This window comes from Streptomyces sp. NPDC050211 (genome assembly GCF_040656035.1).
Lineage (GTDB): Bacteria > Actinomycetota > Actinomycetes > Streptomycetales > Streptomycetaceae > Streptomyces.
The window spans coordinates 68,813-90,553 of record NZ_JBFALC010000029.1 but is presented as its reverse complement, the minus strand read 5'-3'; the positions used below and the strand labels follow the sequence as shown (position 1 = coordinate 90,553).

Below are 21,741 nucleotides of genomic sequence, written 5' to 3'. Positions count from 1 at the left end.
GCGATTCCGTGGTCGTCATCGAGCGCCGCCCTGTCGCGACGTTCGCCGAAACGTCCTGCGCAGGCCCCGTCAGGTCACCCGCGGTCGAGCAGCGGGCACGTGCCCTCTACGGCGGCCCCCGCCCCCCATCGGGCGGCTACCGCGACGCCTGCGCCCGTCCGACGAGATCCGCCCAGACCTCGCGCACGCGTGCCTGAAGCTCCTCCAACGGTACGTCGTTGTCGATGACGATGTCCGCGATCTCCAGGCGCTTCTCCCGGGTGGCCTGCGCGGCCATACGCGCGCGTGCGTCCTGCTCCGTCATGCCGCGCAGCCGGACCAGCCGGTCGAGCTGGGTCTCGGGGCTCGCGTCGACGACGACCACGACGTCGTACAGCGGCGCGAGGCCGTTCTCCGCGAGGAGCGGGACGTCGTGGACGACCACGGCGTCCTCGGCGGTGGCGCTTTCCAGTTCACGGGAGCGCGCGCCCACCAGGGGGTGCACGATGCCGTTCAGCACGGCCAGCTTGTCGGGGTCGGCGAAGACGATGGAGCCCAGCTTGGGCCGGTCCAGGCTGCCGTCCGCGGCGAGCACCTCCGTGCCGAAGGCCTCGACGACCGCCGCGAGCCCGGGAGTTCCCGGCGCGACGACCTCGCGCGCGATACGGTCCGCGTCGATGAGGACGGCACCCTGCTCCACGAGCAGCCGTGACACCTCGCTCTTGCCGGCGCCGATGCCACCGGTCAGGCCCACTTTCAGCATGACCGGCAGCTTAGGGCCTGCCACTGACAGGGCACCCGGTCAGGTGTCGCCCTCCCGCTCCGCCAGGAAGCGCTCGAACTCCTGCCCGATCTCGTCCGCCGACGGAATGTCCATGGGTTCGGCGAGCATGTTGCCCCGCGTCTCGGCACCCGCGGCGGCGTCGTACTGGTGCTCCAGGCCCTGGACGAGAGCGACCAGTTCCTCGTCGCCCTCCTGGATCTGCCGGTCGATCTCTGTCTGCGTGCGGTAGGCGTCCGTGCGCAGGGAGTGGGCGATGCTCGGGAGAACCAGTCCGGTCGCTCCCGTGATGGCCTCCAGGACGGTCAGCGCGGCGTCCGGGTACGGGGAACGCGCGATGTAGTGCGGCACGTGCGCCGCGACGCCCAGGACCTCGTGTCCGGCTTCCATGAGGCGGTACTCCAGCAGCGCCTCGGCGCTGCCCGGTACCTGTGCCTCCTCGAACGGGCTGGTGTGACCGGGGACCAGGTCGGTGCGGCTGCCGTGCGGGGTGAGGCCGACGGGGCGGGTGTGCGGGACGCCCATGGGGATGCCGTGGAAGTTCACGGCCAGTCGCACGCCGAGGCGCTTCACGATCTGCTGCACGGCCGCGGCGAAGCGCTCCCACTCCACGTCCGGCTCGGGACCGGACAGCAGCAGGAAGGGCGCGCCCGTCGCGTCCTGGACGAGCCGCACCTCGATGCCCGGCACCTCGTAGTCGGTCCACCGGTCGCGCTGGAAGGTCAGCAGCGGCCGGCGGGCGCGGTAGTCCACGAGCCGGTCGTGGTCGAAGCGGGCGACGACCTGGTGGGGCAGCGAGTCGAGGAGCCGGTCGACGATCTGGTCGCCGGTTTCGCCCGCGTCGATGTACCCGTCGAAGTGGTAGAGCATGACAAGGCCGGCCGACTCCTGTGCCAGCGCCATGTCGACGACGGCCAGGCCCTTCGGCTCCCATGCGTACAAACCCTGCGGATCAAGCACTGTGACCGCTCCTCCTCGTGTTCGTACTGCACAACACAGCCCAGGACACGGGCATTCCCACCCGTGTCCCTGATCAGGCCTCTCTCATCGCGTTTTCATGCGGCACTGCCGGCCGCGGTCGAGCGCCGCCCCAGTGGTTCACGAGGCCAGCACGCGCGCGTGGAGGGCTGTTACGGCTTTCCGGGCGGAGGTGAACGCGCGTGCTGCCAGGCGTCGGTGCGGGCACTTGTACTCCAGCCCGATCTTCGCCGCCGACGACGGCGTGATCACCTTCAGCGCGGACTGCACCCCTGAGCCCAGGTTGTGCGGCACCTTGGCGAGGATGTTGGGCGGCAGCGCGGCGATGCAGAAGTCGGCCTCGACGACCTTCGTACGCCCGCCCTGCGCATACGCGACGGACACCCCGCCGCCCGTGTCGGTAATCTTCGAAACGACCGCCCCCGTACGCACCCTCGCCGCCCTCGTACGTCAGCTTGTCGCCGAGTTCGTCCCAGTCCTCCAGGAACTCGATCAGCCGTTCCTGGTCGGTGGCCGTCAACTCCTTGTCGAGAGCACCCTTGTTGGTGGCCTTGGCGAGCAACTCCGAGACATAGCCGTAGACATCGGCGTTGACGTTGGTGAACACCTCAAGGGGAACGCCGAGTTCACGGCAGTAGTCGAGGGTGACCATCCACTGCGGAATACGCGCGGGCCCGGCGTTCATGTGCTCGCCGTCCCCGAAGCGCGCGGTCTGCCCATGGTGGCGAGCATTGTGCCGGCACCGCTGGTGAGGCCGACGTTGCGAAGGACAGCGCGAAACGACTGGTTCCGGAGGCGCGCTGAATCTGTGCCATGTACCGGCACCCCTTGTCCGATCATGAATGACCGGGGAAGCCTCCCAACGACCGGTTACGGCCCATCAGTTACTCGTGTATCCCGCACGTTTCTACAAAGGTGGCGACGATGCCTTAGGGGCGCGGGGAACTGCGCGACCAGCCCCCACCGGCCCGCAGCCAAAAACACTGAGGGACCGCACCCCGAAAGGTACGGCCCCTCAAACTAACCGCTATGCCTCAGCGGGCCAGCGTTCAGCGTTCAGCTCTGTCCACCCGCCAGCTTCTCCCGCAGCGCGGCCAGCGCCTCGTCCGAGGCCAGCGCACCGGAGTTGTCCGGGCCCTCGGAGGAGTACGAACCGCCGCCACCACCGGACGCGGCCGGAGCCGCACCCGCCGTGTCGCCGCCCTCGGCCGCGGCAGCGGCGTCGGCCTCGCGGGACTTGATGACCTGCTGCTGGTGCTGCTCGAAGCGCTGCTGCGCCTCGGCGTACTGGCGCTCCCACTCCTCGCGCTGCTTCTCGTAGCCCTCGAGCCAGTCGTTGGTCTCGGGGTCGAAGCCCTCGGGGTAGATGTAGTTGCCCTGGTCGTCGTACGACGCGGCCATGCCGTACAGCGTCGGGTCGAACTCGACGGAGGCCGGGTCGGCACCGAAGGACTCGTTGGCCTGCTTCAGCGAGAGGCTGATGCGACGGCGCTCGAGGTCGATGTCGATGACCTTGACGAAGATCTCGTCGTTGACCTGGACGACCTGCTCCGGGATCTCCACGTGGCGCTCGGCCAGCTCGGAGATGTGGACCAGACCCTCGATGCCCTCGTCCACGCGGACGAACGCACCGAACGGAACCAGCTTCGTGACCTTGCCGGGCACGACCTGGCCGATCTGGTGGGTGCGGGCGAACTGCTGCCACGGGTCTTCCTGGGTCGCCTTCAGCGACAGGGAGACACGCTCGCGGTCCATGTCGACGTCGAGAACCTCGACGGTGACTTCCTGGCCGACCTCGACAACCTCGGAGGGGTGGTCGATGTGCTTCCAGGACAGCTCGGAGACGTGGACCAGACCGTCGACGCCACCCAGGTCCACGAAGGCACCGAAGTTGACGATCGAGGAGACCACGCCGGAGCGGACCTGCCCCTTCTGGAGGGTCGTGAGGAACGTCTGGCGGACCTCGGACTGGGTCTGCTCCAGCCAGGCACGGCGGGACAGGACCACGTTGTTGCGGTTCTTGTCCAGCTCGATGATCTTGGCCTCGAGCTCCTTGCCCACGTACGGCTGGAGGTCGCGAACTCGGCGCATCTCGACGAGGGAAGCCGGCAGGAAGCCACGGAGGCCGATGTCGAGGATGAGTCCACCCTTGACGACCTCGATGACGGTACCGGTGACGATGCCGTCTTCTTCCTTGATCTTCTCGATCGTGCCCCAGGCACGCTCGTACTGAGCGCGCTTCTTGGACAGGATCAGACGGCCTTCCTTGTCCTCCTTCTGGAGAACAAGGGCCTCGATCTCATCGCCCACGGCGACGACCTCATTGGGGTCGACGTCATGCTTGATGGAGAGCTCGCGGCTCGGGATAACGCCTTCGGTCTTGTAACCGATGTCGAGCAGGACCTCGTCCCGGTCGACCTTCACGATGACGCCGTCGACGATGTCGCCGTCGTTGAAGTACTTGATCGTCTCGTCGATCGCGGCGAGGAAGGCTTCCTCGTTACCGATGTCGTTGACCGCAACCTGCGGGGTGGTGGCGGTGGTCTCGGTGCTGCTCGTCATGTGGGAAAGGGCTCCGGTACGGACATTGAAGTCGTAGGTACTGCTTACGCCGGGAGCCCGTTTCGCTCTGCAGAAGCCGGACAGCCTAGGAAGCGCCACCGAAAAACACTGGTGGCGCCTCGACAACCGAGGGGACATACAACAGATGCGAGCGCAGCCTGCTACGTCTGAGGAGCGCAGGCCCGCAGCGCAACTTGTAGCATACGGGGGCAGCCGGACAGGGTCAATGCGCGAAGGCGCACACCCGGGGCGGATCGCCGCAATCCCGGCACAATACGTGTCCCTTGAGGCCACGCATGGCCCAAGGCACCCCTCGCGTGACACCACCGCGACGGGGTTGGACGGAAGAGCCCGCAGACTAATACGAGGGAGCCGATCATCCAAGAGCCCGAAGCGTTCGAGCCGGAAGCCACCCGACGTGACGCCTCAGCCACGGAGAGCGCCCGGGCAAACCGGGGCTGGTGGGACCGGAACGCGGACGAATATCAGACCGAGCACGGCACGTTTCTCGGGGACGACCGATTCGTGTGGTGCCCCGAAGGCCTCGACGAGGTGGAGGCGGAGCTGCTCGGCCCGCCGGAGGAGCTGAAGGGCAAGGACGTCCTGGAGATCGGCGCCGGCGCGGCCCAGTGCGCGCGCTGGCTGGCCGCCCAGGGAGCCCGCCCGGTGGCCCTGGACCTCTCCCACCGCCAGCTCCAGCACGCGCTGCGCATCGGTACCGCGTTCCCGCTGGTGCAGGCGGACGCGGGCGCCCTGCCCTTCGCCGACGCCTCCTTCGACCTGGCCTGCTCGGCGTACGGGGCGATGCCGTTCGTCGCCGACCCGGTCCTTGTCCTGCGGGAGGTCCGCCGGGTACTGCGTCCCGGGGGCCGTTTCGTCTTCTCCGTCACGCACCCGATCCGCTGGGCCTTCCCGGACGAGCCCGGCCCCGAGGGGCTGAGCGTCTCGTCCTCCTACTTCGACCGCACTCCGTACGTCGAGCAGGACGACGACGGCCGCGCGGTGTACGTCGAACACCACCGGACCCTCGGCGACCGCGTCCGGGACGTCGTCGCGTCGGGCCTGCGGCTGGTGGATCTGGTCGAGCCGGAGTGGCCGGAATGGAACACCTCGGAGTGGGGCGGCTGGTCGCCGTTGCGCGGGAACCTGATCCCGGGGACGGCGATCTTCGTGTGCGTACGAGACTGAGTGCGTGATCCGTTACGACGCCCTGGACGCGCTGCCCGTACGCGGCGCCCTGCCCGCACTGGACGGCGCCCTTGACGCGCACGGCACCGCCGTCCTCGTGGCACCGCCCGGCACAGGCAAGACGACCCTCGTGCCGCTCGCCCTGTCCGGACTCCTCGGGGAGGGTCCCGTACGCCGTGTGATCGTCGCCGAGCCGCGGCGGATCGCGGCGCGGGCGGCGGCCCGGCGGATGGCGTGGTTGCTGGGCGAGAAGGTCGGGGAGAGCGTCGGCTACACCGTGCGCGGGGAGCGGGTCGTGGGGCGGCACGCGCGCGTGGAGGTCGTCACGACCGGCGTGCTGCTGCAGCGAGTGCAGCGCGACCAGGAGCTGGCGGGCGTGGACGTGGTGGTGCTCGACGAGTGCCATGAGCGGCATCTGGACGCGGACACGGTGGCCGCGTTCCTGTGGGACGTACGGGAGACGCTGCGGCCGGAGCTGCGGCTGGTGGCCGCGTCCGCGACGACCGACGCGCAGGGGTGGGCACGGCTGCTGGGCGGGGCGCCGGTGGTCGAGGCCGAGGGGGTCTCGTATCCGGTGGAGGTGGTCTGGGCGCCACCGGTGCGTCCGGTACGGCCGCCGCACGGTATGCGAGTCGACCCGGCGCTGCTCGCGCATGTGGCGTCGGTGGTGCGGCGGGCGCTGGCCGAGCGGCCGGGGGACGTGCTGTGTTTCCTGCCGGGGGTCGGGGAGATCGCGCGGGTGGCCGGGCAGCTGGACGGCCTGGGGGATGTCGAGGTGCTTCAGGTGCACGGGCGGGCGCCTGCGGCGGTGCAGGATGCCGTGCTGTCCGCCGGTGTGCGGCGCCGGGTGGTGCTGACGACGTCCGTGGCCGAGTCCTCTCTGACGGTTCCCGGCGTGCGGGTGGTCGTCGACTCGGGGCTGGCGCGCGAGCCGCGGGTCGATCACGCGCGCGGGCTGAGCGCGCTGACGACGGTACGGGCCTCGCAGGCGGCCGGCCGGCAGCGGGCGGGGCGTGCCGGGCGTGAGGCGCCGGGGGCGGTGTACCGGTGCTGGGCGGAGGCCGAGGACACGCGTCTGCCGCGTTTCCCGTCGCCGGAGATCAAGGTGGCCGACCTGACGGCGTTCGCCCTGCAGGCGGCGTGCTGGGGCGATCCTGAGGCCTCCGGACTGGCGCTGCTGGACCCGCCGCCAGGTGGGGCGATGGCGGTGGCGCGGACCGTGCTGTCGGCGATCGGGGCCGTGGACTCCCACGGGCGGGCCACGGAGCGTGGCAGGCGGCTGGCGCGACTGGGCTTGCATCCGCGGCTGGGGCGGGCCCTGCTGGACGCCCCTGGCGGGGGCGCGGAGGTCGTGGCGCTGCTCTCCGAAGAGGTGCCACGGGATTACGGGGATGATCTGGTGGCCGCGCTGCGCACCGCCCGGCGTGGCGGTGACGCCTACGCGGGCCGCTGGCGGGCGGAGGTGCGGCGGCTGCGGGCCGCTTCGGAGGGGGTTTCCCAGCCGTCCGCCGGTGACTCCGACGACCGTCTTGTCGGGCTGGTCACGGCCCTCGCGTTCCCCGAGCGCCTCGCCAAGGCCGACGGTGCCTCCTATCTCATGGCGTCCGGGACGCGTGCCGAGCTCGGCGAGGGGAGTGCGCTGCGGGGTGCGGCCTGGATTGCCGTTGCCGCGGCGAATCGGCCCGTGGGCAAAGGGCACGCGCGCGTGCAGCTTGCCGCCGTGGTGGACGAGGACCGGGCTCGGTCGGCCGCCGCCTCGCTGTATTCCGAGGGACAGGAGGTCCACTGGGCCGACGGGGATGTCGTCGCCCGGAGCGCCGAGCGGCTCGGGGCGATCGAGCTGGCGGCGCGCCCGCTCAAGAGCCCCGACCCCGTCCTCGTACGCGATGCCCTCCTTGAAGGGCTGCGGCAGGAAGGGTTCGGCCTGTTGCGCTGGTCCCCCGATGCCGAGGTACTGCGGCAGCGGCTCGCCTTTCTGCAGCTGCACCTCGGTGAGCCGTGGCCCGATGTCCGCGACGACGCGCTCCACGCGCGCGTGGAGGAGTGGTTGGAGCCGGAGCTGGGCCGTGCGCGGCGCCGTGCGGATCTCGCTCGTATCGACGCCGGAGCCGCGCTCACCCGGCTGCTGCCCTGGGCCTCAGGTGATGCCGCGCGGCTCGACGAGCTCGCGCCCGAGCGGATCGCCGTACCCAGTGGGTCCAGAATCCGGATCGACTACGCCAACCCCGAGCAGCCTGTCCTGGCGGTGAAGTTGCAGGAGATGTTCGGGCTCCAGGAGACGCCGAGCCTCGCCGGGGTGCCGGTGCTCGTGCATCTGCTCTCCCCCGCCGGCCGGCCCGCCGCCGTCACCGCCGACCTCGCGTCCTTCTGGCGGGACGGCTACAAGGGCGTACGGGCGGAGCTGCGCGGCCGGTATCCGAAGCATCCGTGGCCCGAGGACCCCGCCACCGCCGAGCCGACCCGGCACACCAACGCCCGGCTCAGGCGCTGACCGGCTCCGGTGCCGCCGTCTGAACGCCCGCGGGGTCGGCGGGGCGGCGGCTGCGGGCCTCCAGGTAGAGGGAGAGGGACAGCAGCAGGGCGCCGAGGAAGAGGAAGCCCCAGGGCAGGTACGACGTCATCAGCAGGACCAGGGTGCGGTTGGACTTGACCAGGTCGACGGTGGAGTCGATGTAGTCCTCGCGCATCTTCACGTGCCCGGCGAACGCCGTCACCTTGTCGCGGTCGCCCAGCAGGGAGCCACCGCGGAGTTCCTCCTTGTGGATCTCCTCGCCGTAGACGGGGGCGCCGGTGAGGGGTTCGACCCAGAACTTGCGGACGGTGGTGTACCAGCGGGTGGTGCCGGTCTTGGCGACCGATTCCGGGGTGATGCCCTGGACCGGCATCGTCTTGGGCATCGACACCTTCGTCCACGGAATGGTCTGCTCGAAGTAGTAGACCTCGACGCCGCGGAAGTCCTGTGTGCCCTTGTAGTGGATCGGCGCCGTCACGCGCGCCTGCGCGTCGAAGTACTCGTAGTCCCGTTTCTCCGTCATGAACGGCCACTTGAACTCGATGCCGTCCCGGCGCACCGGGTCGCCGTCGACCATCTCGCCCGTGGCGTGGACGGGTTCCTGGGTGTGGGCGTCGAAGATGTAGCGCTCGGGGATCTTGGAGACCATCTTGCCGTCGGGGCCGACGACGTACGACAGCCCGTCCCAGACGACGACGTCCTTGCCCGCGGTCTTCTCGATCTTCTCGGACTCCTCCACGTTGCCCTTGAGGGTCTGCACGATGGTGACCTTGGGGACCTTGCGCGCCTGCATGGTGCCGTAGTCGAGGAGAGTCGCGTCCTTCGCCTCGAGGACCATGTCCTGGTACTGGTTCGGCGGGATCTTGGCCAGGCGCGGGAAGGCGTACCAGCGCAGCAGTGGGGACAGCGCCGCGAAGAACACGGCGAGGGCGAGCAGGATCAGGCTGGCCTTGCGGCGCATCTCGGCCTCCCTCCCGGGTGGTCAGGGGTGTGCGGGCACCGTTGTCAGGAGCGGCTTCGGGGAGGTCTCGCCCGTGGGTGAGCCCAGCGCCGTGATGGTGAGCACGAGGGCGAGCGCGACGGCGAGACCGGTCGCGGCGGCGATCAGGGCGCGCATAGGGACGCCTCCCGACGGGCGGAACTGATACATCGTCAGGTGCGGCACCGTAGCAACGAGCGGGTGAGATGAGAACACGTTGCACACACAACGACGGCGCCCCCTCGGTGAAGGGGCGCCGCCGTTGTCGTAGAAAGCTGTGTGAAGTTGTGGGAGGGAGTACGAGGGGCTACGCGCTGGGGCTCGCCGACGGGCTCGGCGAGGACGTCGCCGCGGCCTTCTCCACCGTCAGCATGACCGTGAGCGTCGCCCCGCCCGCGGTGTCGATGCGGAGCAGGAACGTGCCGGTGGTGTCGTCCGCGTAGAGCTTGGGCAGCTTCAGCAGCCCGTTCTCGTCGGTCTTGAGACCGGTCAGGGTGCGTACGGTCTTGCCGTTCGCGTCCTTGAAGTAGGGGCCCTTGTCGTTCTCGGACGGGTCGAGCACCGACTTGATCAGTGTGGCGGTGGCGGCGACCTTGTCCGCGGCCTCGCCCCGGTACGTCGCCTTCACCTCGACCTGCTCGGCGAACTCGCCGCCCGCCGGGCAGGTCAGCGCGGTACCGCTGGTGCGGGTGAGAGCGCTGGCGACGCGTTCGGTGACGGTGGCCGTGTAGCTGACGGCGCTGACGGTGCGGCCGACGACGGTGGCGCGGACGGTGAAGTCGCCCGTCTTCTCACCGGCCTTCAGCGCGGGTGCGACGGCGACACCGGAGGCGTTGGTGAGGACCGTGGCCACGCTCTCGCCGCCGGTGAAGGTGGCGTCGGAGTCGCCGGTGATCGTGAAGCGGATCCTGACCTTGCCGACCGCCTCGCCGTCCTCGGTCTCGGCACGGGTGCTGATCTTCTGGGTGAACGTGTCGCCGGCCATCGCGGTGAGGTCTGCGGTGCCCGCGTCTTCCAGGTGATCCACCGTGTCGGTGGGCGTGCTCGGGGCGCTCGGGGTGCCCGGGTCGCTCGGGGAGCCCGACGGCGGCTTGGGGCTCGGGCTCCCGGAGCCGCCGCCCTCGTTCGCGGGGGGCTTCGGGCTCGGATTGGGCGTGCCCGGCGTGCGCGGCGGCTTGGGCGAGGGGCTGGTGCTCGCCCCGCCGTTGCCGGTGTCGCTGCGGTCCCTCGGCAGCGTGCCCGTGCCGTCCGGGACCTCGTGCGTGCCCTTGCGGTAGTACTCCAGCCACGACAGGACCAGGTTGAGGTAGTCCTGCGAGTTGTTGTAGCTGAGGATCGCGCTGCTCAGGTCGGACTCGGTGGACAGGTCCCAGCCGTAGCGGCACAGGTAGTGGCCGGCGGCGAGCGCGGCGTCGTAGATGTTGTTCGGGTCCTTCTCGCCGTCGCCGTTGCCGTCGCGGCCCGCCCACGACCAGGTGGACGGGATGAACTGCATGGGTCCGACGGCACGGTCGTACGAGCTGTCACCGTCGTACACGCCGCCGTCGGTGTCGCTGATGTTCGCGAAGCCGTTGCCGTTGAGCTGCGGGCCGAGGATCGGCGTGAGGGTGTTGCCGACGGCGTCGACGCGGCCGCCCTGGGCCTGGCCCGACTCGACCTTGCCGATGGCGGCGAGGAGTTCCCAGGGCAGATTGCAGCCGGGCTTGGACTCCCGGAGCGACGCCGCGGCCTGCTTGTAGGCGTCGAGGACGGTGGCGGGTATGCCCGCCTCCGCCGCGCCGCGGGCGGCGGGGCTGCCGATGGTCGGCGTGGGGCTGGGGGTGTTGAGCGGCGGCAGGTCCGTGTAGTACGGCGAGTTGCCGGTCGCGCTCTCCGCAGGGGGGTCCGCGTCAGGGGTGGACTGGGCGTCGCCGGCGGTCCGTCTGCCGGAGTCGTCGACCGTGACGCCCGGCGCCTGGGACGCGGACAGCGCTGCGACCGCCAACGCGGCCGCGGCCGTCGTTGCCGCACCTGCGCGCAGCCTCCTGCCGAATTGCGCCGCCATAAAGTGAACCCCTCCCGTGGGCGCTCCGCGCCCTTCTCCGACTGCTGTGCTCGCCCTGAGGGACGATCGGCCCGCCGCCGCGGTTGCCCTCGCGGGGCCCGCCGGTGTTCTGTTGATGGGGTCGGTCACGCCCCTGGGAATGCCGACTCAGGTGACCCTACGACAACTTACTTTCCACGGGCACCCGTTCGAGCCGGGTCTTAACCGGTTGGCCATATCTCGTTGGGCCCCTACGACTGCGCCGGTCATCCCGCATACTGGACGCCGATGATCAACGGGACCGGCAGGTCCGCCAACGTCCGTCGCGAGGGATGCAGTTGCCGTTCACGCTGAGCCATGCGGCGGCCGTGCTGCCCGCCGTACGCACCGACGGAACCGGCCGCGGCCCCCTGGTGACGGCCGTCCTCGTGGCCGGTTCCTTTGCGCCCGACATGACCTATTACGCGGCGAGTGTCCTGTCCGGGGCGATGGAATTCGGCGATGTCACCCACTCGTTCGGCGGCGTCTTCACCATCGATGTGGTCATCGCCTGGTTTCTCGTGGGGCTGTGGCTGCTGATGCGTGAGCCTCTGGTGGCGCTGCTGCCGCGGAAACGGCAGGGCAGAGTGGCCTCCCTGGTGCGCTGCGGTGCGCCACGCGCGCGTGTCCGGCCGTCCCTGGTGCTGTGGTGGTACGTCTCCGCCGTGCTCGGCGCGCTGACCCATGTCGTGTGGGACGCGTTCACGCACCTGGACCGGTGGGGGATGCGGCTGTTTCCCGTCCTGGGCGAGGAGGTGGCGGGCTCGCCGTTGTACTGGTACCTGCAGTACGGCGGCTCGGCGGTCGCCGCGGTCGTGATCGCCGTGTTCGTGGCGTACGCGCTGCGGCGGACTCCGTCGGTCGAGCCGGTCGGGGTGCCTGCTCTGTCGGTGCGGGACCGGTGGGTGGCGGGTGCGGTGATCGGCGGGTGTGCGGTGGTGGCCGCTGTGGAGCGGGCGGTGGGCTGGTGGGCTTACTGGGGGTCCGTGGCGGAGCCGTGGGAGCTGATTCCGACGTTGTGCTTCGGGGCCGGCGCCGGGCTGGTCCTGGGGCTGCTGCTGTACGCCGTCGGCGTCAGGGTGTGGCGCGGGTCCCCGGCGGTTCCGGAGCGGAGCCGGAGCCGTCCGGCCGCCCGTTGACGGTGGACGCGGTCGCGGTGAACACGGTGACGGTCTGCACGGGGCGTGACCTTGGCAGCCGGGAGAGGACCAGGGCCAGGTAGCTGCGGGCCAGGTCTGTCCACAGGCGCCAGTCCGGTGTATGCCCTGGCCGTACGGCGGGCCGCTCGCTGTCGCTGAAGCGGTGCCGGAGCCTTGCGGCCGCCCCGCGCAGGGCCGCCGGGAGGTCGGTGGGGATGCGGGCGGTGCTTGCGGCGGCCGAGAAGACCGGGACCGGTGGGGGCGGCGGGGGCGGGGTCGCGTCGGCGTTCGCCTGCGCCAGTGCCCATGCCGTCCGGCGGTTGAGCATGCGTATACCCATGCGGGCATCTTTACGGGCCGTGGGGGTGGGGGCGTTTTCGCGGGGGCCACGCGGGTGACGGGGCCTTGGGGGGTTGGCCGGGGTCCCACGCGTCTGCCGGGTCGCGGTTGTGTTGGGGCTGCGGGTGGTTTGTGGCTGGTCGCGCAGTTCCCCGCGCCCCTTTTGGGGCGTTGCAGTCCCGCCTGCTCAACAGCACGGCCAGCCACTCGGCTCAATCGCTAGTGCGCTGCCGACTCCCAGTCCGGGCCTGCGCCCACTGAGACGCCCAGGGGGACGTTGAGATGGACGGCGTTGGCCATTTCGTGGCGGACCAGGTCTTCTGTGGCGGAGCGCTCGCCGGGGGCGATCTCCAGGACGATTTCGTCGTGGACCTGAAGGAGCATGCGGGAGGTGAGGTTGGCTTCGCGCAGGGCCCGGTCCACGTTGAGCATGGCGATCTTGACGATGTCGGCGGCGGTGCCCTGGATGGGTGCGTTGAGGGCCATCCGCTCGGCCGCCTCACGGCGCTGGCGGTTGTCGCTGTTGAGGTCGGGGAGGTAGCGGCGGCGCCCGAACAGGGTCGCCGTGTAGCCCGTCGCCCGTGCCTCGTCGACCGCGCGGCGCAGATAGTCCCGTACGCCGCCGAAGCGCTCGAAGTACGCGTCCATCAGGGCACGCGCCTCGCCCGCGTCGATGTTCAGCTGCTGGGAGAGGCCGAAGGCGGACAGGCCATACGCCAGGCCGTACGACATCGCCTTGATCTTGCGGCGCATCTCCGCGTCGACCGCGGTGGGCTCGACGGCGAACACCTGCGAGGCAGCCGTGGTGTGCAGGTCCTCGCCGGAGGTGAACGCCTCGATCAGGCCCTCGTCCTCGGAGAGGTGGGCCATCACGCGCAGCTCGATCTGGCTGTAGTCCGCGGTCATCAGGGACTCGAAGCCCTCGCCGACCACGAAGCCCCGGCGGATCGCCCGGCCCTCGTCCGTGCGGACCGGGATGTTCTGGAGGTTCGGGTCGGTCGAGGACAGGCGGCCTGTCGCCGCGACCGTCTGGTTGAAGGTGGTGTGGATACGGCCGTCCGCCGCGACCGTCTTGATCAGGCCCTCCACGGTGACTCGCAGCTTGGCCTGCTCACGGTGGCGGAGCATGATCACCGGCAGTTCGTTGTCCGTCTGGCCGGCGAGCCATGCCAGCGCGTCGGCGTCGGTGGTGTAGCCGGTCTTGGTGCGCTTGGTCTTGGGCAGCGCCAGCTCGCCGAAGAGGACTTCCTGGAGCTGCTTGGGCGAGCCCAGGTTGAACTCGTGCCCGGCCGCCGCGTGCGCCTCCTTCACGGCCTGCTGCACGGCGCCGGCGAACATCTGCTCCATGGCTTCCAGGTGGGCCCGGTCGGCGGCGATGCCGTGCCGCTCCATGCGGGCCAGCAGCGCGGACGTCGGCAGTTCCACGTCCCGCAGAAGGTCCGCGGCGCCCACTTCCTGGAGCCGCTCGCCGAAGGCCTCGCCGAGGTCGAGGATCGCGCGGGCCTGGACCATCAGGGCGTCGGCCTCGGCGCCGTCGTCCGTGCCGAAGGCGAGCTGGCCGTCGGCCGCGGCGGCCGGGGCCAGCTCGCGGTGGAGGTACTCCAGGGACAGCGCGTCCAGGTCGAAGGAGCGGCGGCCCGGCTTGACCAGGTAGGCGGCGAGCGCGGTGTCCATGGTGACGCCGTCGACGGTCCAGCCGTGCTCGGCGAAGACACGCATCGCGCCCTTGGCGTTGTGGAAGACCTTGGGGCGACCGGCGTCGGCCAGCCAGGCGGCGAACGCCGTCTCGTCGGCCTCGTCCAGCTGCGAGGGGTCGAACCAGGCGGCCGCTCCGCCGGGCGCCGCCAGGGCCACCTCGGCGACCGAGCCGGCGCCGAGTGCCCAGGTGTCGACGGTGGCGACGCCGAGCGTGTCGGTGCCGTACTCCGTCAGCCACGGGGCGAGCTCGCCGGTGGAGAGCACCTTGCCGTCCAGTTGGACGCCGTCCGTGGTGATCGGGGTCGTCTCGGCCTCCTCGGCGCCGGGGTCGACGGCGAAGAGGCGCTCGCGCAGCGACGGGTTGCGGATCTCCAGGGTGTCCAGCACCATCGCGACCGCCTTGCGGTCGTACGGCGCCCGCTCGAGGTCGGTGACCGTCTTCGGCAGCTCCACCTGCCGCTCCAGCTCGGTGAGCCGGCGGTTGAGCTTGACCGCCTCCAGGTGATCGCGCAGGTTCTGCCCGGCCTTGCCCTTGACCTCCTCGACGCGCTCGACCAGGTCCGCGAAGGAACCGAACTGGTTGATCCACTTCGCGGCGGTCTTCTCGCCGACGCCCGGGATGCCCGGCAGGTTGTCGGAGGGGTCGCCGCGCAGGGCCGCGAAGTCGGGGTACTGCGCGGGCGTCAGGCCGTACTTCTCGAAGACCTTCTCCGGCGTGAACCGGGTCAGCTCGGAGACGCCCTTCGTCGGATACAGCACCGTGGTGTGCTCGGAGACCAGCTGGAAGGAGTCCCGGTCGCCGGTGACGATCAGCACGTCGAAGCCGTTGGCCTCGGCCTGGGTCGCGAGGGTGGCGATGACGTCGTCCGCCTCGAAGCCGTCCACCGCGAAGCGCTGCGCGTGCATCGCGTCGAGCAGCTCGCCGATCAGCTCGACCTGGCCCTTGAACTCGTCCGGGGTCTTGGAGCGGTTCGCCTTGTACTCCGTGAACTCCTCGGAGCGCCACGTCTTGCGGGAGACGTCGAAGGCCACCGCGAAGTGCGTGGGCGCCTCGTCGCGCAGCGTGTTGGCGAGCATCGACGCGAAGCCGTAGATCGCGTTCGTCGGCTGGCCCGTCGCGGTCGTGAAGTTCTCGGCGGGCAACGCGAAGAACGCGCGGTAGGCCAGCGAGTGCCCGTCCATGAGCATCAGCCGCGGGCGGTCGCCGCCGGGGGTGCTGTCGGTCTTCTTCGATGCTGTTTCTGCCACGCCCCCGATCCTGCCACGCCCCACTGACAGTCGGGACCGCGGTGACTTCGGCACTGCCCGAACCCGGCGCCGTGGCCGATCGCCGGTGCGGTGAAGAGCGGTTGCGCAAGCTGTGGTGGCGATCTCCGCAAGCCTGACCGCAGGCGTTGTCGGCGGCGCGTGCGAGGATCGGAGATGTACCTCACACACGCAGTGGCAGCAGTCGTATAGGAGAGCGTGCGATGGCAACGAAGCCGCCCCAGGGCGATCCGGTTCAGGACGCGCCGCAGGTCGCCGAGCCGCAGCACGCGGCGGCGGGGCTCCCGGCCATCGGGCACACCCTGCGCGTCGCCCAGCAGCAGATGGGTGTGAAGCGGACCGCGCTGACCCTGCTGCGCGTCAATCAGAAGGACGGCTTCGACTGCCCGGGCTGTGCCTGGCCGGAGCCGGACCACCGGCACAAGGCGGAGTTCTGTGAGAACGGCGCGAAGGCGGTCGCCGAGGAGGCCACCCTGCGCCGGGTCACCCCGGAGTTCTTCGCGGCGCACACGGTCGCCGACCTCGCCACCCGCTCCGGCTACTGGCTGGGCCAGCAGGGGCGGCTGACGCACCCCATGTATCTCCCCGAAGGGGGAGAGCGCTACGAGCCGGTCACCTGGGACCGCGCCTTCGACATCATCGCCGAGGAGCTGAAGAACCTCGGCTCCCCCGACGAGGCCCTCTTCTACACCTCCGGCCGGACGAGCAACGAGGCCGCCTTCCTCTACCAGCTGTTCGCCCGCGAGTTCGGCACCAACAACCTGCCGGACTGCTCCAACATGTGCCACGAGTCGTCCGGCTCGGCGCTGTCCGAGACGATCGGCGTCGGCAAGGGCAGCGTCCTGCTCGAAGACCTCTACCAGGCCGACCTGATCATCGTCGCCGGCCAGAACCCCGGCACCAACCATCCGCGCATGCTCTCCGCCCTGGAGAAGGCCAAGGCCAACGGCGCGAAGATCATCAGCGTCAATCCGCTGCCCGAGGCGGGCCTGGAACGCTTCAAGAACCCGCAGACCCCCCAGGGCATGCTCAAGGGCGCCGCGCTCACCGATCTGTTCCTGCAGATCCGCATCGGCGGCGACCAGGCCCTCTTCCGCCTGCTCAACAAGCTGATCCTCGACACCGACGGCGCCGTCGACGAGGACTTCGTACGCGAACACACCCACGGCTTCGAGGAGTTCGCCGAGGCCGCCCGCGCCGCCGACTGGGCCGAGACACTCACCGCGACCGGTCTCGAGCAGCGGCAGATCGACGAAGCCCTCCGGATGATCCTCGCCTCCGAGCGCACCATCGTCTGCTGGGCCATGGGCCTCACCCAGCACAAGCACGCCGTGCCGACCATCCGCGAGGTGGTCAACTTCCTGCTCCTGCGCGGCAACATCGGCCGCCCCGGCGCGGGCGTGTGCCCGGTGCGCGGCCACTCGAACGTGCAGGGCGACCGCACCATGGGCATCTTCGAGCGCCCCGCCCCCGCCTTCCTGGACGCCCTGGAGAAGGAGTTCGGCTTCGCACCCCCGCGCGAGCACGGCTACGACGTCGTACGAGCCATCCGCGCGATGCGCGACGGCTTGGCGAAGGTCTTCTTCGCCATGGGCGGCAACTTCGTGTCCGCCTCCCCCGACACCGAAGTCACCGAGGCCGCGATGCGGCGTGCCCGGCTGACCGTGCACGTCTCCACGAAGCTCAACCGCTCACACGCCGTCACGGGCGCCCGGGCACTCATCCTGCCCACCCTGGGCCGCACCGAGCGGGATCTGCAGGGCAGCGGCGAGCAGTTCGTGACCGTCGAGGACTCGATGGGCATGGTGCACGCCTCCCGCGGCCGGCTGGAGCCCGCGAGCACGCAGCTGCTGTCGGAGCCGGCGATCGTGTGCCGCCTGGCCCGCCGCGTCCTCGGCGACGCGTCCCGCACGCCCTGGGAGGAGTTCGAGAAGGACTACGCCACGATCCGCGACCGCATCGCGCGCGTGGTGCCCGGCTTCGAGGACTTCAACGCGCGCGTGGCGCACCCCGGAGGCTTCGCGCTGCCGCACGCCCCGCGCGACGAGCGCCGCTTCCCCACGGCCACCGGCAAGGCCAACTTCACCGCCGCGCCGGTCGAGTACCCCCGGCTGCCCGAAGGACGGCTGCTGCTGCAGACGCTGCGCTCGCACGACCAGTACAACACCACGATCTACGGCCTCGACGACCGCTACCGGGGCATCAAGAACGGCCGCCGCGTCGTCCTCGTCCACCCCGAGGACGCCCACGCCCTGCGCATCCCGGACGGCTCGTACGTCGACCTCGTCAGCGAATGGCGCGACGGCGTCGAGCGCCGCGCGCCCGGCTTCCGCGTCGTGCACTACCCGACCGCGCGGGGCTGCGCGGCCGCCTACTACCCCGAGACCAACGTCCTGGTCCCCCTCGACGCCACCGCGGACACCAGCAACACCCCGGCCAGCAAATCCGTCGTCGTACGTCTGGAACAATCGGCGACCGACTGAGCGTTTGCTCAGTCAGATGCGACCGACGACGAAACGGAGCCTGGCCCCATGGGCGAACAGCAGCACGCGAAGTTCCCGCAAGAGGTCATCGACGAGTACGCCGCGCTCGGCGTCGACCTCGTCGCCATGTTCTCCGCCGGACACCTGGGCACCCGCATGGGAGTGGAGATCGTCGAAGCCTCCGCGGACCGCGTCGTCGGCACCATGCCCGTCGAGGGCAACACCCAGCCGTACGGACTGCTGCACGGCGGCGCGTCCGCCGTGCTCGCCGAGACCCTCGGCTCCGTCGGCGCCATGCTCCACGCCGGCAGCTCCAAGATCGCCGTCGGCGTCGACCTCAACTGCACCCACCACCGCGGCGCCCGCTCCGGCCTCGTGACCGGCGTGGCCACCCCCGTGCACCGGGGACGCTCCACGGCGACGTACGAGATCGTCATCAGTGACGAAGAGGGACGGCGGGTCTGCACCGCCCGGCTGACCTGCCTACTGCGGGACGTCTCAACGCCCGCGGCCTGACCGGGTTTTCGGCTGGGCAACCGCCCCCGGCTCCCCTACCGTTTCCCCATGAGGCGGCCCTCATGACCGGAATCGGCCCCGTCGAGCCCGTCGACTCGCCGGGGCCCGAGGAGAGTTGCCCGACCATCGGCTCGGACCGGACACGACTGGCGGACCATTGGAGCGCGCGCTGGGCCGGGCTGTCGCCCAAGACCCGCAAAGCCGCCCTCGGCGCAGCGGCGATCGCCCTGGTCGCGGCGGGAATTCTGGTGCCGCCCGCCCTGACGCCCGAAGACCGCGCCGAACCGCAGGACACCCCCGTCCCCTGGCCCGCCAACGTCACCACCTGGCGCTACCTCGGACTGGCCACCCCCCACAAACCCGGGGCCACCAGCGGCCGTTTCCTGTTCGCCGTGAACGTCGACCACGGGCCGCCCGTCAGCCTCGAGGTCTCCGGCACCGCCTTCGACGGGCTCACCGCACACGCCGTGCCCTGGCCCTCCTTCCTCGTGCCCGGCGGAACAACCCTCCGGATCGCCGTCGAGATATCCGTATCCGACTGTTCGGGAGTGCCCCTCGATGCGGACCTTCCCTTTCTCGACGTAACGCTGCGTAACACGCGCGCAATACAGCACCACAGTTTCATCTTCGGAGGCGCGTACCCCCACGACCTTTCCCGGCTCCTCCGGGGCGCCTGCGCCCCGATACACCCGCCGCCGCCCGCACGGCCAACCGGAAGTGCGAGTTCTCAAAATGTGGACTGAGGGGGATGTCACCCAAAAGGGTTAACAGTCCCCTCCACGGAACCGCGCACACCTGCACGTCATAACAAGAAAGTCACAAGCCAGCGCACGGCGATGCCGCTGCCCTCAAACCGGGCTTAGAGTCACGGCCAGTCACCGCTCCATCGGGAGTTCGGTACCAGCGCGGCACCCGCCGCCCCACCCGGGCGGACGTGACTGCGGAAAGGACTGATTGTGCGACGTTCCTTGGTGATACTTACCTCCGTCCTCGCGACCGGAGCTCTGACGCTCACCGCCTGCGGCTCCCGAGACGACAGTGGCGGCGACAGCAGCAACGGCGGCAAGACGCTGACCATCGGCGTGGACGCTCCGCTGTCCGGCGAGAACTCCACCACCGGTCTCGGCATCCAGTACGGCGCCCAGATAGCCGTCGACGACGCCAACAAGAACAAGACCGTCCCCGGTGTCACCTTCAAGCTGAAGGCCTACGACGACAAGGCCCAGCCCGCCACCGGCCAGTCCAACGCCACCGCGATCACCGGCGACAAAACCGCCGTCGGCGCCGTCGGCCCCCTGAACTCGGGCGTCGCCCAGTCGATGCTGCAGGTGTTCGCCTCGGCCAACATGGTCCAGATCTCCCCCGCGAACACCAACCCCGAGCTGACCCAGGGCAAGAACTGGCAGACGGACAAGAAGCGGCCGTACAAGACGTACTTCCGCACCGCCACCACCGACGAACTGCAGGGCAGCTACGCCGCCGACTACGCCTACAACGGCCTCAAGAAGAAAAAGGTCTTCGTCGTCGACGACAAGCAGACCTACGGCGCCGGCCTCGCGAAGATCTTCGCCGAGCAGTACAAGAAGCTCGGCGGCACCGTGGTCGCCACCGACCACGTCAACACCGGCGACAAGGACTTCGGCTCCCTCGTCACCAAGATCAAGAACTCCGGCGCCGACCTCCTCTACTACGGCGGCCAGTACGACGAGTCCGCGCTGATCACCAAGCAGATGAAGGACGGCGGAGTCAAGATCCCGCTCTTCGGCGGCGACGGCATGTTCGCCTCCACCTACATCGAGGCCGCCGGCGCCTCGTCCGAGGGCGACCTCGTCACCGCGATCGGTGTCCCCGCCGACACCCTGCCCGCCGCCAAGACGTTCATCGAGACCTACAAGGCCAAGGGCTACAAGGGTGACTACGGCGCCTACGGTGCCTACGCCTACGACGCCACCACCGCCATCATCAACGCCGTGAAGGCAGCCGCCGAAGCCAACGACGGCGAGGTCCCCTCGGACATGAACGACCTGCGCTCCACCGTCGTCGACGAGGTCCAGAAGACCAACTTCGAAGGCATCACCGGCAAGCTCTCCTTCGACGAGTACGGCGACACCACCAACAAGCAGCTCACGGTCTACCAGGTCAAGAACGGCGAGTGGAAGGCCGTGAAGACCGGCACCGCCGACCTCGGCTGACCCAGGCCCCCAGCAGCAACAGCAACACACCACGGGCCGCGCGGAAGGGGACCCCGACCGCGCGGCCCTTGCCACACCCCACCCCTGCACACGACCAGTGCACACGACCACCAGCGACATGGAGGCCATGCGGTGAACACCCTGCCGCAGCAGCTGGCCAACGGGCTGCTCCTAGGCTCGATGTACGGGCTGATCGCCATCGGCTACACGATGGTGTACGGCATCGTCCAGCTCATCAACTTCGCGCACGGCGAGATCTTCATGACCGGGGCCTTCGGCGCCTTCACGGTCTACTTCTACATCCTCCCCGACGGCACCGCGATGGCCATCGCCGTCCCCCTGATGCTGATCGGCGGCGGAATCGTCGCCATCCTCATCGCCGTCGGAGCGGAACGGTTCGCCTACCGACCACTGCGCGGAGCACCACGACTGGCACCGCTCATCACCGCGATCGGTCTCTCCCTGGCCCTCCAGGAAGTCGTCCGCAACTTCTACCCCGGCGCCGACCGCGCCATCGCCTTCCCCGGCCTCGACACCACCCACGACATCGGCTCCGTCACCATCAAGGACGCCGACATCTTCCTGATCCTGGCCGCCATCGTGTGCATGTCCGCCCTGGCCTTCTTCGTCCGCAAGAGCCGCACCGGGCGCGCCATGCAGGCCACGGCCCAGGACCCGGACACCGCACAGCTCATGGGCATCGACACCAACCGGATCATCGTCATCGCCTTTGCCATCGGCGGTTTCTTCGCCGCGGTCGCCGCCGTCGCCTACGGCCTCAAGTACGGCAACATCGACTACCGCATGGGCTTCCTCATGGGCCTCAAGGCCTTCACCGCAGCCGTCCTCGGCGGCATCGGCAACATCTACGGCGCCATGCTCGGCGGCCTCGTCCTCGGCGTCGCCGAAACCCTCGCCTCCGCCTACATCGACGGCATCCCCGGCATGGACAAGCTCGGCGGCCAGAGCTGGGCCAACGTCTGGGCCTTCGCCCTCCTCATCATCGTCCTCCTCGTCAGACCACAAGGCCTGCTCGGCGAACGCGTCGCGGACAGGGCGTGATCACG

General features: G+C 70.0%; 16 protein-coding genes and 1 pseudogene. 8 read left to right on the top strand and 9 right to left on the bottom strand.

Translation table 11 applies throughout. The features are described from left to right. Window positions 1-136: 136 nt before the first annotated feature. From coaE to rpsA, 4 genes and pseudogenes are all read right to left on the bottom strand, one after another. The gene (coaE, locus tag AB0I98_RS26645; RefSeq protein WP_362945941.1) at window positions 137-742 is read right to left on the bottom strand and encodes a dephospho-CoA kinase; all 606 of its coding nucleotides are present in this window, start codon (window positions 740-742) and stop codon (window positions 137-139) included. A gap of 39 nt (window positions 743-781) precedes the next feature. Further along, window positions 782-1,720 carry a PAC2 family protein gene (locus AB0I98_RS26640; RefSeq protein ID WP_362945938.1) on the bottom strand — a complete coding sequence of 313 codons (939 nt, stop codon included), beginning with the start codon at window positions 1,718-1,720 and terminating at the stop codon, window positions 782-784. A 225-nt stretch (window positions 1,721-1,945) separates the two neighbouring features. Beyond that, window positions 1,946-2,459 (bottom strand): annotated as a pseudogene (locus tag AB0I98_RS26635) (FAD-dependent oxidoreductase); the annotation flags it as partial. Between the two features lie 335 nt (window positions 2,460-2,794). Beyond that, window positions 2,795-4,300: a 30S ribosomal protein S1 gene (gene rpsA / locus AB0I98_RS26630; RefSeq protein WP_362945936.1), complete on the bottom strand. Its 1,506-nt coding sequence runs from the start codon at window positions 4,298-4,300 to the stop codon at window positions 2,795-2,797. Window positions 4,301-4,675: 375 nt separating this feature from the next. Here rpsA and AB0I98_RS26625 point away from each other — a divergent pair, with 375 nt between their 5' ends. Then, window positions 4,676-5,488: a class I SAM-dependent methyltransferase gene (locus AB0I98_RS26625; protein ID WP_362946008.1), complete on the top strand. Its 813-nt coding sequence runs from the start codon at window positions 4,676-4,678 to the stop codon at window positions 5,486-5,488. 4 nt (window positions 5,489-5,492) lie between these two features. Further along, window positions 5,493-7,979, top strand: a complete 2,487-nt coding sequence (gene hrpB / locus AB0I98_RS26620; protein WP_362945934.1) for an ATP-dependent helicase HrpB — start codon at window positions 5,493-5,495, stop codon at window positions 7,977-7,979. Here hrpB and AB0I98_RS26615 read toward each other — a convergent pair. The 3 genes from AB0I98_RS26615 to AB0I98_RS26605 all read right to left on the bottom strand — a co-directional run bounded on the left by AB0I98_RS26615 (window position 7,969) and on the right by AB0I98_RS26605 (window position 11,023). After that, window positions 7,969-8,961, bottom strand: a complete 993-nt coding sequence (locus AB0I98_RS26615) for a DUF3068 domain-containing protein (RefSeq protein ID WP_362945931.1) — start codon at window positions 8,959-8,961, stop codon at window positions 7,969-7,971. The genes hrpB and AB0I98_RS26615 overlap by 11 nt on opposite strands. Before the next feature lie 21 nt (window positions 8,962-8,982). Then, entirely contained in the window at window positions 8,983-9,117 is a 135-nt protein-coding gene (locus AB0I98_RS26610; RefSeq protein ID WP_155055294.1) for an SPW_0924 family protein, read from the bottom strand. A 169-nt stretch (window positions 9,118-9,286) separates the two neighbouring features. Beyond that, window positions 9,287-11,023, bottom strand: coding sequence for a lytic transglycosylase domain-containing protein (locus AB0I98_RS26605; protein WP_362945929.1), 1,737 nt, complete (start codon window positions 11,021-11,023; stop codon window positions 9,287-9,289). Between the two features lie 317 nt (window positions 11,024-11,340). On the opposite strand from AB0I98_RS26605, the gene AB0I98_RS26600 reads away from it, so the two are divergent. Continuing rightward, window positions 11,341-12,180: a DUF4184 family protein gene (locus AB0I98_RS26600; protein ID WP_362945926.1), complete on the top strand. Its 840-nt coding sequence runs from the start codon at window positions 11,341-11,343 to the stop codon at window positions 12,178-12,180. On the opposite strand, the gene AB0I98_RS26595 is transcribed toward AB0I98_RS26600, so the two are convergent. Further along, window positions 12,116-12,520 carry a hypothetical protein gene (locus tag AB0I98_RS26595; protein WP_362945923.1) on the bottom strand — a complete coding sequence of 135 codons (405 nt, stop codon included), beginning with the start codon at window positions 12,518-12,520 and terminating at the stop codon, window positions 12,116-12,118. The two genes, AB0I98_RS26600 and AB0I98_RS26595, sit on opposite strands and share 65 nt — an antisense overlap. A 218-nt stretch (window positions 12,521-12,738) precedes the next feature. After that, entirely contained in the window at window positions 12,739-15,465 is a 2,727-nt protein-coding gene (gene polA, locus AB0I98_RS26590) for a DNA polymerase I (protein ID WP_362945920.1), read from the bottom strand. Window positions 15,466-15,686: 221 nt separating this feature from the next. Between polA and AB0I98_RS26585 the strand changes: the two genes are divergently transcribed. From AB0I98_RS26585 to AB0I98_RS26565, 5 genes are all read left to right on the top strand, one after another. Next, window positions 15,687-17,966 carry an FdhF/YdeP family oxidoreductase gene (locus AB0I98_RS26585; RefSeq protein ID WP_362945918.1) on the top strand — a complete coding sequence of 760 codons (2,280 nt, stop codon included), beginning with the start codon at window positions 15,687-15,689 and terminating at the stop codon, window positions 17,964-17,966. Window positions 17,967-18,014: 48 nt separating this feature from the next. After that, window positions 18,015-18,482 (top strand): hotdog fold thioesterase, encoded by a 468-nt coding sequence (locus tag AB0I98_RS26580; protein ID WP_362945915.1) that lies wholly within the window; start codon window positions 18,015-18,017, stop codon window positions 18,480-18,482. A 62-nt stretch (window positions 18,483-18,544) separates the two neighbouring features. Further along, the gene (locus tag AB0I98_RS26575) at window positions 18,545-19,225 is read left to right on the top strand and encodes a hypothetical protein (protein WP_362945913.1); all 681 of its coding nucleotides are present in this window, start codon (window positions 18,545-18,547) and stop codon (window positions 19,223-19,225) included. Window positions 19,226-19,450: 225 nt separating this feature from the next. Further along, a complete protein-coding gene (locus AB0I98_RS26570; protein ID WP_362946006.1) occupies window positions 19,451-20,674 on the top strand; it encodes a branched-chain amino acid ABC transporter substrate-binding protein in 1,224 nt (407 codons plus the stop codon). Window positions 20,675-20,806: 132 nt separating this feature from the next. Continuing rightward, window positions 20,807-21,736, top strand: a complete 930-nt coding sequence (locus AB0I98_RS26565; protein WP_362945910.1) for a branched-chain amino acid ABC transporter permease — start codon at window positions 20,807-20,809, stop codon at window positions 21,734-21,736. Window positions 21,737-21,741: the final 5 nt, after the last annotated feature.

Bases quoted from the DNA above. Each gene is read 5' to 3' on its own strand.
- coaE (WP_362945941.1), bottom strand. From the start codon at position 742: ATGCTGAAAGTGGGCCTGACCGGTGGCATCGGCGCCGGCAAGAGCGAG.
- rpsA (WP_362945936.1), bottom strand. From the start codon at position 4,300: ATGACGAGCAGCACCGAGACCACCGCCACCACCCCGCAGGTTGCGGTC.
- AB0I98_RS26615 (WP_362945931.1), bottom strand. From the start codon at position 8,961: ATGCGCCGCAAGGCCAGCCTGATCCTGCTCGCCCTCGCCGTGTTCTTC.
- AB0I98_RS26610 (WP_155055294.1), bottom strand. From the start codon at position 9,117: ATGCGCGCCCTGATCGCCGCCGCGACCGGTCTCGCCGTCGCGCTCGCC.
- AB0I98_RS26605 (WP_362945929.1), bottom strand. From the start codon at position 11,023: ATGGCGGCGCAATTCGGCAGGAGGCTGCGCGCAGGTGCGGCAACGACG.
- AB0I98_RS26595 (WP_362945923.1), bottom strand. From the start codon at position 12,520: ATGGGTATACGCATGCTCAACCGCCGGACGGCATGGGCACTGGCGCAG.
- AB0I98_RS26585 (WP_362945918.1), top strand. From the start codon at position 15,687: ATGGCAACGAAGCCGCCCCAGGGCGATCCGGTTCAGGACGCGCCGCAG.
- AB0I98_RS26580 (WP_362945915.1), top strand. From the start codon at position 18,015: ATGGGCGAACAGCAGCACGCGAAGTTCCCGCAAGAGGTCATCGACGAG.
- AB0I98_RS26575 (WP_362945913.1), top strand. From the start codon at position 18,545: ATGACCGGAATCGGCCCCGTCGAGCCCGTCGACTCGCCGGGGCCCGAG.